The following is a 13,171-nucleotide window of genomic DNA, read 5'->3' as shown; positions in this document are numbered from 1 at the left end:
CTCCGCGCCGGCCACGCGGAGAGCGCCGCGTCCGGCCGGCCTCAGTCGAGCCACCAGGTGAGGGCGTCGCGTCCCAGTGGCGTGACCGTCACCAGCGGGAGGGCGAGCGCGGTCACCGCGGCGAAGAGCAGCACCCGCCACGCCGTCCGGCCGGCGGCCGCGGCGACCGTGCGGCGGGTGGTGACCAGCAGTGGCACCGAGACGCTGAGCAGGCCGGGGCTGGCCAGGAAGCTCAGCAGGAACAGCAGGCTCACCAGGGCGTACACCCAGGTGAACGGGTTCAGGCCGGTCATGCCGAACGGCACGAGTTCCTTCGGGTCGTACTCGCCGTGGAGCATGCCGTGACGGTCACCGCCGCTGGCGGCGAGGCGGCCGAGGTAGAGGCCGACGACCAGGCACCAGGCGGCGGCGAACGCCAGGTGGGCGCCGGCGGCCGTCCACAGGCCGAGCCGCCACGGCTGCACCCCGCGGGAGCCGCGCGGCGGCAGGGCGGCGGCGAGTAGGGCGGCCAGCAGCCAGGCGCCCGCGAAGATGTCGAGCGGCCGGACCGCGCCCAAGGCGACGATCGGGAAGAGGACGTTCGTCGGGGACCACCCGCCGGCGGTGACCGCGTTCACGCCGTAGTAGGCGGCGGCGAGCAGCAGCGGCGCGCCGGCCAGCAGGCCGATGCCGGCGAAGACGGTGACCACGGCGCGGAGGCGGCCGTCCGGGTGGCGGGCGCGCCGCATGCCCCAGCCGGCGACCAGCCACCCGGCGACGGCGGCCGCCGCACCGGCGGCCAGCATCCCCGTGGTGAACAGGACTGGTGTGCGCCCGTGCACGTTGGCCCAGATGGGTTCGGCGACGTCGGGCGCGTCGACGAAGCCGCCGATGCTGACCACCTGGTCGCCGCGGGCGGCCGAGAAGGTGAGCACGCCGTAGTCGTCGCGGATCTGGTCGACCTCCCAGCCGGCGGCGAGCAGCCGGTCGCGCGCGTCGCGGATCTCGGTGGACACCGTGCTCGCGGGCACCGCGAACGAGTACCCGACCGCGGCCGGCGCGGGGACGACCGCACCGTCGGCGCCGAGGCTGAGGTGGCGGTCGTACCGGATGGGGTCGCCGGCGGGCGGCAGCGGGATCGCCGTCTCGACGGCCGCGCGGGCGTCGGTCAGGTCGGGCGGGGGTGTGGCCGCGCGCCAGGCCAGCTGGCCGGCGCCGGCGGTGGCGAAGAGGGCCGCCAGCAGCGCGACCATGATCGCGACCGCCGCCGGGAGAGGGCCGCGCGGGATGGCGAACCGGCGGCGCAGGCCGCCCATCACCAGGTCGAGCGCGTCCCGCCGGGTGGGGCGGCGCTGGTCGGGCGCGGCCGCGTCGAGCAGCGTGGTCAGGATCTCGGCACCGCGCTCGCGCCGGTAGTGGCGCGGATAGGCCAGTAGCAGCCGGCGGTAGGCGCGCTCCAGTGGCTCCACCCGGGTCAGCCGATCCCGTAGGCCAGGCCGGGGCGGGAGCGGCGCAGGCGCGCGGCGGCCAGCGACGCGTTGGCCCGCAGCCGGGCCACCTCCGCCTCCAGGCTGGCGACGCCGTCGTCGGTGAGCCGGTAGTAGCGCCGGAGCCGGCCGTCGACAGCCTCCTCACGGTCGACGGTGAGCAGCCCGTCGTCGGTCAGCCGGTCGAGCGCCGCGTAGAGGGTGCCGGCGCGCAGCGCCAGCCGCCCGCCGGAGAGGTCGCTCACCGCGCGCATCACGCCGTATCCGTGCATCGGCTCCTCGGCCAGCGCGGTGAGGATGAAGAACGTCGGTTCCTGCATCGCCATGCCGAGCAACGTACCGGCGGTCGGTATATGCCGTCAATCGGCAGGAGGCGTGGGCGGGGCGGAGGTGCGGGCCGCCCGGGCCATCACCGTCGCGCCGCTGGTCAGGGCGCGGCGCCACGGGGGTACACCGTCGATCTCCACCTGGAGCGAGAAGCTCAGGAACGTCCGGATCAGCACGATCAGGCCGAGCACCGCCACGCTCTCCAGCGTCGGGGAGACCGCGACCGTGCGGATCAGGTCGGCCGCGACCAGCACCTCCAGGCCAAGCAGCAGCGCCCCGCCGAAGAGCTCGCGGACGGTCTGGTAGGCGCGGCGGCCCTCGCCGGCGCGCCACCGGCGGATGGCGACGGCGGCGGCCCAGAAGAGGCCGACCACCAGCACCGCGACGCCGATCACCTCGAAGCCGCGGGCGACGTGTTCCATCGAATCCTCGAACCCCACCGCCGCACGCTACCAACCACGGCGCGGTCCGTTACTCTGTGTCGTCGCATGAGTACGTCGAGGAGCGAAGCATGCCCATCACGCCCGTCGCTGGCCTGCTGACCGCCAGCGAGGCCGCCCGCTGTGCCGTCGTCGTCGAGCAGAAGGGGGACGATCCGGTCGAGTACCGCGAACGGGTGATGGCCGGCCTGGTCCTGCACCGCGCGATCGCCCGCGGCCGTTCGTGCGACTTCGTGGTCGTGGGCGGAGCCGGCGGCGACGCCCCGCCGGAGGTGATCCGGCAGTGGTGCGCGGGCAGCGACGCCGAGCCGGTGATCTGCCACGAGTCGCGCAACACGCGCGACAAGGCCGAGTCGATCGCCCGGTTCGCGGCCGAGCGGCGCACCACCGCGGTCATCCAGGTCACCGCGCTGTACCACTCGCTGCGCGCCTACCTGACCACCGTCGCCGCCCTGCGCGACAACGGTGCGGCCGTCCCGGTCCTCAACTACGTCAGCGACGCGGACGACGTGGCGAGCATCCACGCCTGCGTACTCGACGAGATCTTCCTGGCGAAGGAGATCGACGCACGCCTGGGCTTCGGGCTGGCGCCGGACGCCTACGACACCTACGTGCGGTCGATGCGCGAGATGCGCGCGACGCCCGGCCACCGCACCTACCTGGCGCGCCGGCACGGCGAGGCGCGGCGGCTGGTGGCGTACGCGGAGATCGGCAAAGGACACCTGGTCACCGACCTGCCGACCAAGGAGATCCTGAACAGCTACCTGCCCTGGACCATCGGCGCGAAACAACCCTGTCACCTTGACGTTTCCGCAGATCGGCCGGCTTGGTAGCTTGATGTCGTGCGGTCGTGTTGGCGAGAGGACGTGCGGTGACGAGCCGTCCGGCCACGTCGCTTCCGCTGCTCGGCTGGGTCTTCCTGGGCGTCCTGTACGTCGCGACGGTCTACGTGACGATCGTGACCCGGGTGCAGTGGGGCCCCGACACGGCCTTCCACCTGGCCTGGACCTTCCGCCTGCTGGGTGACTCCGAGCCGGAGGCGGTGCGGCGCACGGTCGAGTTCCTCGCGGACAAGGACGGCATCGACTGCGCCACCTCCAGCCTGCCCTGGTGCCACGCCGAGAACTACCAGATGTACTTCGCCGGCGACTACGCCGCCACCGTCGGCCCGCGGGTGATGACGCGGCTGCTGTCCGCCCCGTTCGTGGCGGTCTTCGGGCCGTGGTCGATGGTGGCCGTCTCGGTCGTCGCCTACGCGGCCGGCGTCGCCTGCCTCACCGTGCTGGCCACCCGCATGTTCGGGCCGCGGTGGGGGCTGCTGGCCGGTGCGCTCGCGATCACTCCGTGGCTGGCCGCCAACTGGGCCGTGCACGCCAACACCGAGGCGCTCGCGATGGCGTTCACCACCGCGTCGATGCTCGCGCTGCCGCTGCGCCGCCGCACGAGCTGGCGCGACGTGGTCTGGTTCGTGGTGCTGCTGGGCCTGGGGCTGTTCACCCGGCAGTTCGCCGTCTCGGTGACCGCCGGCACCGTGCTGGCCTGGCTGTTCGTCGCGGTCCGCGACCGGCAGATCAAGAACGCCTGGGCGCCGTTCGCCGCCGCCGGCGTCGCCGCCACCGGCGTGATCGTCTGGGTACAGGGCCAGATGACCGCCTCGTACGCGGGCAGCTTCTCCTCGTACGCCACCTACGAGAACAACACCGGCACGCACGGGCTCGCCGAGGTTGTCGCGTCGGTGCCGGCCACGGCCGCCCGCATCGTCGCCGGCGACTGGAACCACGTCCGCACCGACCTGGTGCTCACCGCCGTGATGCTGACCGCGCTGGTGAGCCTGGGCTGGCGCTTCCGCAGCGAGCTGTCCGCGCTGGTCGTAGGCATGATCGGCACCACGCTCGCGCTCAACCTGATCGTCAACGACGACTCGATCTTCCGCTACCACACGCCCAACTACCCGGTGTACGTGCTCGCCGCCGTCGCGCTCCTCGCCGACCTCGCCGCCGGCCGGCGCCCCGCCGCGGCCACCGAGGCACCGCCGCCGGGCCCGCCGCCCGAGCCGCCGTCCCGCGTGCCGGCCGCCGCGTGGGTCGCGCTCGGCATCGGGTACCTGGTGCTGGCGCTGGTGATCCGCAACGTCAACGTGCGTAAGGCGTCGGTCGGCAGCGGCCCCGCCCTGCCCGACCCGACCGTGGCGACCTGGCCGGAGAGCGTCACCCCGATCCTCGTGTACGGCGCGGCGATCGCCCTCGTCGCCTGGCAGGGCAGCCGGTTGTGGGGGCGGTGGGGCCTGCTCGCCGCCGCGCTGATGATGGTGCCGACGGTGATGGTCCCGCTGGCCCGGCCGGACTTCCTCGAACCCTTCGCCGCCCTCGCCGTCGCCGCCGCCCTCCTCGCGCTGCCGTGGCAGGGCAGGGCGCCGCGCGCCGGGCCGTGGTGGTTCGGCGCCGGGGTGCTGCTGGCCACCGCGATGGACCCGTTCGCCGGGGTGGTCGTCGCCGGCGCGCTCGCCGCCTGGGCCACCCGCCTCGACCGCGGGCTGTCCTGGCCGCGCTCGCCGCGGGCCTCGGGCGGCCGGCGCGCTCCGGCGCCGGCGCCGCGCTCCGCGGAGCGGACGTCGCCGGCCCCGAGACCCGGCAACCCGTGGGCGGCCTACCCCCTCGCCGGCGCCGCCGCGGTCGCCGTCGCGCTCGGCGTGCGGGCCGCCTCCGGGCGCGACCTGGTCGGCACCGCCGCGGGCGACCCGGCGGTGGTCGTCGACTGGGTGCCGGCCGGCTCCGACTTCATGCTGATCGCCGTGGCCGCGCTGGTCGCCGTCGTCGGCGTGCGCGCCTGGCGGGACGAGCCGGCGGTGCCGCTCGCGTTCGGCGCGGCGGCCGCCGCGCTCGTGCTCTCCGCGACCGTCGACGAGGTGACCGGCCTGCGCCCGGTGACCGCGCTGATGCCGCTGCTCGCCCTGGCCGGCGCGGCCGCCGTGGTGCGGCCGCTCGGCCGTCGGCGGCGCGACTTGACTTCGAGCCCGCTCGAAGACGTAGCGTCACGAAGGTGAAATACCGCGTACTCGGGGGCACCGGTATCCAGGTGAGTGTCCACTGTCTAGGGACCATGATGTTCGGGTCGGCGGGCAACCCCGACCACGACGACTCGGTGCGGATCATCCACGCCGCGCTCGACCAGGGGATCAACTTCGTCGACACCGCCGACATGTACTCCGCCGGCGAGTCCGAGGAGATCGTCGGCAAGGCACTGGAGGGGCGCCGCGACGACGTCGTGCTCGCCACCAAGGTGCACTTCCCGATGGGCGAAGGCCCCAACATGGGCGGCAACTCGCGCCGCTGGATCGTCCGCGAGGTCGAGGCGAGCCTGCGCCGGCTGCGCACCGACTGGATCGACCTCTACCAGATCCACCGCCCCGACCACACCACGGACGTCGAGGAGACGCTGTCCGCGCTCACCGACCTCGTGCGCGCCGGGAAGATCCGGGCGTTCGGCTGCTCGGCCTTCCCCGTCGAGGAGATCGTCGAGGCACACCACGTGTCCGAGCGGCGCGCACTGGGCCGGTTCCGCACCAACCAGCCGCCGTACAACATCCTGGCCCGCGGCATCGAGGCGGCTGTACTCCCGGTCGCCCAGCGCTACCGCATGGGCGTGCTCACCTACAGCCCGCTCGGCTGGGGCTTCCTCACCGGCAAGATCCGCAAGGACCAGCCGATCGACACCGCCACCGGTCGCGCCCGCCTCAACGCCGCCCGCTTCGCGCAGTCCAACCCGGCGAACGCCGCCAAGTTCGAGGCCCTCGAAAAGCTCGTGGCGCTCACCGGCGAGCTCGGCTGCACCCTGCCCGAGCTGGCGGTCGCGTTCGTCGCGGCACACCCGGCGGTCACCTCGGTGATCATCGGGCCGCGCACGATGGAGCAGCTCGACGGCTTGCTCAAGGGCGCGACGCTCGCCCTCGACGACGCCACCCTCGACCGGATCGACGAGATCGTCCCGCCCGGCACCGACCTGTACCGCGCCGACGGCGCCTGGCAGACGCCCTATCTCACCGACGCCACGTTCCGCCGCCGCCCGGCAGCCGACCGCGCGGCCGCCTAACTTTCGGGTCAGGTCGCCGTCTGCCCGCTCCCGCCGTGGTGTGCCTGAAGCTTGGGTTGCCCGGGTCCGTGTCAGCTGCGGACCGCCGCTCCCGCCGGAGAGCGCGCGGGTCGGCGGCGAGCTGGCGCTCGCCGAGATCCCCGACCCGCGCTGCCAGGTCCGCGGTGCAAGCCCGCCGGGGCGCCCGCTGTTTGGGCCACGGGCAGATCTTGGTACGGATCGGCCCCCGTAGGGGCCACTAAGTACCAAGGTCTGGTGGCCCGTTGGGTTTGCACCGCGGAGCCGGCAGTGGACGGCCGGGGGTTTCGGCGAGCGCCGCGAGCCGCCGGCCGGGAGTGGTGCCCGGGGGAAAGCACCCCAAGAAAACGCTCCGCCGCGCTCCCCGTTTCCCCGGGGACCCCGCGCATACGGTCCGCAGGACGCGGACGTGGGAAGAACCTGCCTCGACGAGCGGCGATCCTGACCCCGAAGCTCTCCAGTGCGGTGGCCACAAACGCTCACCCGGGCCGGCGAAGCCGGCTAACGTTTGTGGCCACCGCGCTAGCGGCCGTCCGCCGGCTCGGGGCGCCCGATGCCCCGGGGGCCGTCGTCCGTGCCGTAGAACCACCGCTGGTGACCCGGCGGTGGCGGCGGCAGGTCGCCCCGGATGAGGTGGATGACGGCGTCGGCGAGGTCGGCGACAGGGGATGTGTCGACGACCGGCGCGGCCCGGAGGAAGACCGGGGTCTGGTCGACGACGTACCGTTCGGCGGCCTCCGCGGCGGTGATCTGGCGACGCGCCCGCAGCCGCCGCTCCGCCTCCGCGAACAGCTCCACGAGTTGTGCCCGCTGCCCGTCGGTCAGGCCGGACGGGATGTCGAGGCCGTAGGTGCCCTGCACGAGGACCGGCAAGGTGAGGTGGTAGCGGAACTCGTCCAGCCACGGCTCGTCTTTCGCGGCACCGGCCTTGAGCACGTCCAACACCTCGACCGCCAGGATGGCGAGGCTGACGTCGTACGCCCAGAACCAGTGGTCGTCGTCCAGGCGCACCGTAGTCGTTCTGCTCAAAGGTTCCCCCTTCGCGGCCGACCGGACCTCGGAGGGCGACGGTGGCGGCGCCCGCGCGGGTCGGGCGCTCACCAGCGGCGCAGGATCTCCTGTTTCTTGGCCTCGTAGTCGGCGTCGGTGATCAGGCCCTCGGCGCGGAGCTTGGCCAGCTCGCGCAATTGGGCCGGGGCGTCGCCGGCCGGCGTGGCCGACGGCACCGGGACGGCGGACGGCGACGGCGGACCACTGACCGGTGGCGGGGCGACCGGTGGTGCGGGGACCGGCGTGGCGACGGCCGGCGGGTTCCACGCCGGCGGTGCGGGTGGGTGGTCGCGGGGTGGTCCCCAGTCCGCCGGCTGGTTTCCGGGCAGCAGGCGCGGCTCCACCACCCGTGGCCGGGTGATCCGCGCGGCCACGTGTGCCGCCAGTTCCTCCGCCTCGCCGGCCTCGCGGCCGACCGCGCCGAAGGTGAACGCGTCCGGGTCCTTGCCCGGTGCCGGGCGGCGGTATCCGGCGGGCAGGCCGGCGAGCACGAAGCGCACGTGACCGGAGCGGAAGCCCCGGCCCGGATGGAACTCGACCGCGGCGATCGCGGTCAGCGGTATCCATCGCCGTGGTGCGCCGCCGGAGCGGTGCTCGATCAGGACGCCGTTCTCGTCCAGCGTCACCACGTGGCGCACCGTCCGTACCCGCACGAACAGCTCGCCCGGCGGTGGCGGCGGCAGCCCCGGCAGCCGGTGTTGCGGCGGCAGCAGCTGCGGCTCGGGCACGCGGGGCTCCAGCGCGATCCGCCGGCGCACCTCGTCCGCGAGCTCCTTGGCCCGCTCACCCTGGTCCGCGACCCCGAACGTGACGGCGTTGACGTCCTCCGACGGTTTTCGTGGCTGGTACGACGGCGCCTCGCCGACCAGCCGCAGCCGGATGTGACCGCTCGCCCACCCGCTTTCGAGCTCGACGGCCGCGATGGCCGGCAGCGGGACGACCCGGGGGCTGCGGGCCTCTTTGATGTCGGCGGTCCACCGCTCGCCGAAGGTGAGGACCACCCGGTCCGGCTCCAGCACCGCGATCCCGTCGGTGCCGCGCAGCTCCATCCGGAACGGTGCGACGCCCACCTGGCCGGCCAGCCGCTCGACGTCGGCGAGGGTCGGCGCGCTCAGCAGGGCGGCGAGGTGTGCGTCGAAGCCGGCCAGGTCGAGGCGGCCGTCGCGGACGGCGGCGTGCAGTGCGTCGACGGCGTGCTGGCGCTCCCGCCCGGTCGGTGCCCGCAGCCTCACGCTTTCCCCACGGCACGCCATCGTAGGCGGTGTGGACCATGCCCGCGCATCCGGCGGGTAGGCGGGGGTGTGCGGGCGGTGACCCGGATACATGGTGGCGTGTCGCGAATCGGCGGTAGCGGTGTCGGTTGAACGACCGTTAATTGCGGCAGTGCGTGCGATAGAAGCGGCACGACCTGCCAAAACGGGCCGGCACAACGATTGCTGGAGATCGTCGTCCATAAATCGCGAGTTCGTAGACTTCCGCCATGTGGTACGGGGAGTTCGGACTTAAGGGAAGAAAGTTTGAGCGCCACATCATCGACCAGGTCGTCGACGGGTTGGGTTCCGGAGGCGGCGAAAGTGTGCTCCTGATCGGAGAGACCGGGATCGGCAAGAGCGCCCTGCTCCGCTACGGCGCGGAGCGGGCCGGCGAGGCGCGCGTGCTCGCCACCGGCGGCGTACCCGCCGAAGCGGCCCTGCCGTTCGCGGGCCTGCACGCCCTGCTCGGGCCGGTGCTCGACCTGCTGCCGCGGCTGCCGGCGCGGCAGGCGGCGGCGCTGTCGGCGGCGTTCGCGCTGTCGCCGGCGACCGGCGTGGACCCGTTCGCGCTCGCGGCCGGCACGTTCCACCTGCTCGCCGCGGCGGCGCGGGAACGGCCGCTGCTGGTGCTCGTCGACGACCTTCAGAGCCTCGACGCGACCTCGCGCGAGGCGGTGCTCTTCGCCGCCCGGCGCACACCGGGCGAGGGGATCGCCACGCTGCTCGCGGCCACCGCCGACGGGCCGGGCTGCGGTGCGGAGAACGGGCTGCGCGCCCACCGCGTCCCGCGACTCGACCCGCGCAGCGCCCGCGAGCTGCTACTGCGGGCCAGCCCGGCACCGGTGGACGGCGCGGTCGCCGAACGGCTCGTCGACGCCGCCGGCGGGCTGCCGCTCGCGCTCGTCGACCTGCCGGCGGCGCTCACGCCGGCGCAGCTGGCCGGCACCGCGCCGGTACGCGATCCGCTGCCGGCCGGGCCCGAGGCGCGGCGGGTCTTCGGGCCGCGGCTGGCCGCGCTCGACCCGGCCGTCCGCGCCGCGTTGCTGGTCGCCGCGGCGGCCGGGGACGCCGGGTTCAGCGCGACCATCGACGCGGTCGCGGCTCTCGGCATCGACGTCGCGGCGCTCGCCGCGGCGGAGGCGGCGGGGTTGGTGCGGATGGAGGAGCACGGCGTGGTCTTCCGCAACCCGCTGATGCGATCGGTCACATACCACGAGGCGACGCCGGCCAACCGGCGTGCCGCGCACCGGGCACTGGCCGCGGTGACCGGTCACATCCCGCGCGTCTGGCATCTCGGCGCCGCGGCGCTGCGGCCGGACGAGGAGACCGCCGACGAGCTGGAACGCACCGCCGCGCGGGAGGCGGCGCACCTGCCCGCCCGGGAGGTGGCCCAGCTCGTCGAACGGGCCGCCGAGCTGACCGGCCCGGAGAGCCGCCGGGCCGCGCGGTTGGTCAGCGCGGCCGAGGCGTGGCAGCTGGCCGGCGCCGGCGAACGCGTGCGCGAGCTGCTCGACCGGGCCGGGCGGCTCACCGACGACCTCACGGTGCGCGGGCGGGCCCAGGACGTGCTCGCCCGCGAGGAGCTGCGCCGCGGCCGGGCCGGGCAGGCGCACCGGCAGCTGGCCCGGGAGGCGGCGCGGGTGCGTGGTGCCGCGCCGGCCGTCGCCGCCGCGCTGCTGCTGGACGCGGCCGCGGCCGCCCGGCTGGCCGGCGACACCGCGGCGGCGCTGGTCGCGGTCCGCCAGGCGCGGCTGGCCGGCGGGGCGGAGAGTGGCGCGCTGGTCGTGGAGCACGCCGCGGTCCTGGCCTGCGCCGGGCAGCTCACCGAGGCGCGGGCGTTGCTCGACGAACGCCGCGCCGACCTGGAGAAGGAGGTCCTGGCCGGCGGCGGCCACCGGACACTGTGGACCGGGCTGCCGCCGCTGCTGGCCCGCCTCGGCGAGCTGGACGCCGCGCTGCTGCTCGTCGACGACCTGGTCGGCCGGTGCCGGCTGCTCGATGTGACCGGTCTCCTGCCCGGCCTGCTGGTCACCCGCGCCGAGCTGCACCTGCGGGCCGGCGACTGGGACACCGCGCGGGTCGACGCGGCCGAGGCGACCACCGCCGCCGGCCGGCTCGGCCAGGACGGCGACCGCGCCGCCGCACAGGTGTGCCTGGCCCGGATCGCCGCCGGGCGCGGCGCCCGCGCCGAGTGCGCAGAACACCTCACCGAGGCCCGCGACCTGCGTGCCCGCGGCCGGCTCGGCGCCCTCGCGGTGCCGGTCGAGGCGGCCGAGGGCCTGCTGGAGCTGGGCGAGGGCGACCACGAGGCCGCGTACGCCCGGCTGGTGCAGATCGTCCGCCAGGTCGAGGCCGGCCGGGCGCCGGACCCGGGCGCGGTGTGCTGGCTGCCCGACTTCGTGGAGGCCGCGGTGCGCGTGGCCCGGCCCGACGAGGCACGCCGGGTGGTCGCCGCCGTGTCGCCGCACGCGGCCGGCTCGCCGCCGTTCGCCGCCGCCGTGGCCCGCAGCCGCGCGCTGCTGGCCGCCGGGACGGACGCGGCCGAGGAGTGGTTCCGCATCGCGCTGCGCCCGGACGGCAGCGGCGCCGAGCCGTTCGAACGGGCCCGCGACGAGCTCTGCTACGGCGAGTGGCTGCGCCGCCGCGACCGCGCCGGCGAGGCCGCGCCACGCCTGGCCGCCGCGCGCGCCATCTTCGAAACCCTCGGCGCCGCGCCGTGGGCCGGCCGCGCCGGACACGCACTGTCCGCTGTGGACACGATCCCGTCGGGTACCCGCGCCGAAGTACCCGAGGAGCGGACGGTACTGCCGCGCCTGACCGAGCAGGAACGCCGCGTCACCCTGCTCGTCGGCCGCGGCGCCACCAACCGGGAGGCGGCCCGGGACCTGTTCCTGAGCACCAAGACGATCGAGTTCCACCTGCGCAGCGTGTACCGCAAGCTCGGCGTCCGCTCCCGGGCCGAGCTGGCCAACCTGGTCGGCCGATCCACCGGGGAGACCCGGTCCACTGGGGACATCCCTAGTGAGGCGGGCGGGAAAACCTAGGGCGGCCACTGGGGAGTTCACCGGCGCACCCGGCCCCGGCCCGCAATAGCGTCACTCGTGTCGATCCGTACACAGGGGCGCGGGAGGCCGGGGCATGGGGGACTACACCGTCATCGGCGAGGTCTCCACGCTCATCCAGCGCACGCTCGACGCGGCCGTCAAGACGGTCAGCGGCGACGCGCTGGCCAAGCTGGACGACCTCTCCGAGACGGTGTCGCCGTCACCGCCGAAGCTGACCGTCTTCCTGTACGAGATCGCCGAGGACCCGCCGTCGCGCAACCGGCCGCACGTGCGTCCCGACCCGGCCAACCCGCAGATCGTGCGGAAGCCGCCGATGGCGCTGCTGCTGCGCTACCTGGTGACGGCGTGGGGCGTCGACCCGGTCACCCAGCACCGGATGCTCGGCGTCGCGCTGCGCACGTTCTACGACGAGTCCATCTTCGCCGGCGCGCGGCTCACCGGCGGGCTGGCGGCCGGCGCGGACGCGCTGCACTTCACGCTCACCCCGCTCACGCTCGACCAGAAGTCGCTGATCTGGTACGCGATCCAGAAGCCGTACCGGCTCTCGCTCAACTACGAGGTCCGGGTGGTCAACCTGGACGCGACCGAGGACCTGCCGGCCAGCCCGGTGCGCAGCCGCGAGCTCGTCCCCGGGCTGGTGACCCCGTGACTCCACTGTGGACGCCACTGCCGGGTGAGCTTCGGGTGCTGCACAGCCCGGCCTGGTTCGTGCCGTACGACGACTGGCGCCGGCGCCCGGTCGCCGCCGGCTTCACCGTGGCGCTGGACCGGTGGGACGGCGCCGCCTGGCTGCCCACCACCCTGGCCGCCACCCGCACGCCCAGCGGCTACATCGCCTATCCGGGCCTGGGCCGGCGGCGCGAGCCGGCCACCGCCGAGCCGGAGCTCTACCGGGCCCGGTTCGAGTCGGTCGGCTACCGCGCCCTCTACCCGGACCTGACCGCGGAGGAGCCGTTCGCCGCCGACCGGGTGGGCAAGGAGTTCCTCGCCTACCCGTACGACGACACCCACCCGCCGGCGATCACCGTGCAGCCCGAGCCGGTGCCGCTGCTGCCCGGCGTCGCCTACTCCTACCCGCCCGGCACCCGCGTGGTCCGCGGCGCGGTCCGCACCGCCACCGGCGCGCCGGTCGGCAACGCGCTCGTCGAGGCCGCCGGCGAGGCCGCCGACGACGGCACGCCGTGGCGCGAGCGCACGCTGTCCGATGTGGACGGCACGTACCGGCTGTCGCTGCGCTGGGCGGGCGCGCGCGCCGACGACGGCGGGCCGGAGACATTCCGGCTGGTCGCCACCGAGCGACCGGGCCGCACCGGCGAGCTGACCATCCGGCTGCCCGACGACCTGACCCGGACGAACGTCATCGAGATCGGCGCGAGCGAGCTTGCGAGCGAGCCATCAGGCTCAGTGATCGACCAACGGCGCCAGCCCGCGCCACCAGACGGCCATAACTAGCGAGGAGTGCC

11 protein-coding genes are annotated in these 13,171 nt (G+C 74.9%); 6 read left to right on the top strand and 5 right to left on the bottom strand.

Annotated features, from left to right (window positions below):
* Window positions 1-41 precede the first annotated feature (41 nt).
* The 3 genes from ACTMTJ_RS13775 to ACTMTJ_RS13765 are packed head-to-tail and all read right to left on the bottom strand — an operon-like array spanning window position 42 to window position 2,233.
* Window positions 42-1,448: a hypothetical protein gene (locus ACTMTJ_RS13775; RefSeq protein WP_441216747.1), complete on the bottom strand. Its 1,407-nt coding sequence runs from the start codon at window positions 1,446-1,448 to the stop codon at window positions 42-44.
* 5 nt (window positions 1,449-1,453) lie between these two features.
* Window positions 1,454-1,786 (bottom strand): PadR family transcriptional regulator, encoded by a 333-nt coding sequence (locus tag ACTMTJ_RS13770; RefSeq protein WP_441216853.1) that lies wholly within the window; start codon window positions 1,784-1,786, stop codon window positions 1,454-1,456.
* A gap of 39 nt (window positions 1,787-1,825) precedes the next feature.
* Window positions 1,826-2,233: a DUF1622 domain-containing protein gene (locus ACTMTJ_RS13765; RefSeq protein WP_441216746.1), complete on the bottom strand. Its 408-nt coding sequence runs from the start codon at window positions 2,231-2,233 to the stop codon at window positions 1,826-1,828.
* Window positions 2,234-2,304: 71 nt separating this feature from the next.
* On the opposite strand from ACTMTJ_RS13765, the gene ACTMTJ_RS13760 reads away from it, so the two are divergent.
* The 3 genes from ACTMTJ_RS13760 to ACTMTJ_RS13750 are packed head-to-tail and all read left to right on the top strand — an operon-like array spanning window position 2,305 to window position 6,322.
* Window positions 2,305-3,066, top strand: coding sequence for a hypothetical protein (locus tag ACTMTJ_RS13760; protein WP_441216745.1), 762 nt, complete (start codon window positions 2,305-2,307; stop codon window positions 3,064-3,066).
* A 38-nt stretch (window positions 3,067-3,104) separates the two neighbouring features.
* Window positions 3,105-5,276: a hypothetical protein gene (locus ACTMTJ_RS13755; protein ID WP_441216744.1), complete on the top strand. Its 2,172-nt coding sequence runs from the start codon at window positions 3,105-3,107 to the stop codon at window positions 5,274-5,276.
* Window positions 5,273-6,322, top strand: a complete 1,050-nt coding sequence (locus tag ACTMTJ_RS13750; RefSeq protein WP_441216743.1) for an aldo/keto reductase — start codon at window positions 5,273-5,275, stop codon at window positions 6,320-6,322. Before ACTMTJ_RS13755 ends, ACTMTJ_RS13750 begins: the two co-directional genes overlap by 4 nt.
* A 540-nt stretch (window positions 6,323-6,862) precedes the next feature.
* Here ACTMTJ_RS13750 and ACTMTJ_RS13745 read toward each other — a convergent pair.
* Together ACTMTJ_RS13745 and ACTMTJ_RS13740 are read right to left on the bottom strand one after the other, a co-directional pair.
* Complete coding sequence (locus tag ACTMTJ_RS13745) at window positions 6,863-7,369, bottom strand: hypothetical protein (RefSeq protein ID WP_441216742.1); 507 nt, start codon at window positions 7,367-7,369, stop codon at window positions 6,863-6,865.
* 68 nt (window positions 7,370-7,437) lie between these two features.
* Window positions 7,438-8,622 (bottom strand): DUF4429 domain-containing protein, encoded by a 1,185-nt coding sequence (locus tag ACTMTJ_RS13740; protein ID WP_441216741.1) that lies wholly within the window; start codon window positions 8,620-8,622, stop codon window positions 7,438-7,440.
* Window positions 8,623-8,870: 248 nt separating this feature from the next.
* Here ACTMTJ_RS13740 and ACTMTJ_RS13735 point away from each other — a divergent pair, with 248 nt between their 5' ends.
* From ACTMTJ_RS13735 to ACTMTJ_RS13725, 3 genes are all read left to right on the top strand, one after another.
* Entirely contained in the window at window positions 8,871-11,687 is a 2,817-nt protein-coding gene (locus ACTMTJ_RS13735; RefSeq protein ID WP_441216740.1) for an AAA family ATPase, read from the top strand.
* A gap of 94 nt (window positions 11,688-11,781) precedes the next feature.
* Window positions 11,782-12,357 (top strand): DUF4255 domain-containing protein, encoded by a 576-nt coding sequence (locus ACTMTJ_RS13730; RefSeq protein WP_441216739.1) that lies wholly within the window; start codon window positions 11,782-11,784, stop codon window positions 12,355-12,357.
* Entirely contained in the window at window positions 12,354-13,160 is an 807-nt protein-coding gene (locus ACTMTJ_RS13725; protein ID WP_441216738.1) for a carboxypeptidase-like regulatory domain-containing protein, read from the top strand. Before ACTMTJ_RS13730 ends, ACTMTJ_RS13725 begins: the two co-directional genes overlap by 4 nt.
* Window positions 13,161-13,171: the final 11 nt, after the last annotated feature.

Origin of the sequence: Phytohabitans sp. LJ34 (assembly GCF_052068095.1) — a bacterium.
Lineage (GTDB): Bacteria > Actinomycetota > Actinomycetes > Mycobacteriales > Micromonosporaceae > Phytohabitans.
The sequence above is the reverse complement of the archived record's forward strand: the minus strand, read 5'-3'. Positions and strand labels throughout refer to the sequence as shown.

What these genes read in the sequence shown, in the direction of transcription:
- ACTMTJ_RS13770 (WP_441216853.1), bottom strand. Translation starts at nt 1,786, where the DNA reads ATGCAGGAACCGACGTTCTTCATCCTCACCGCGCTGGCCGAGGAGCCG.
- ACTMTJ_RS13760 (WP_441216745.1), top strand. Translation starts at nt 2,305, where the DNA reads ATGCCCATCACGCCCGTCGCTGGCCTGCTGACCGCCAGCGAGGCCGCC.
- ACTMTJ_RS13735 (WP_441216740.1), top strand. Translation starts at nt 8,871, where the DNA reads ATGTGGTACGGGGAGTTCGGACTTAAGGGAAGAAAGTTTGAGCGCCAC.
- ACTMTJ_RS13730 (WP_441216739.1), top strand. Translation starts at nt 11,782, where the DNA reads ATGGGGGACTACACCGTCATCGGCGAGGTCTCCACGCTCATCCAGCGC.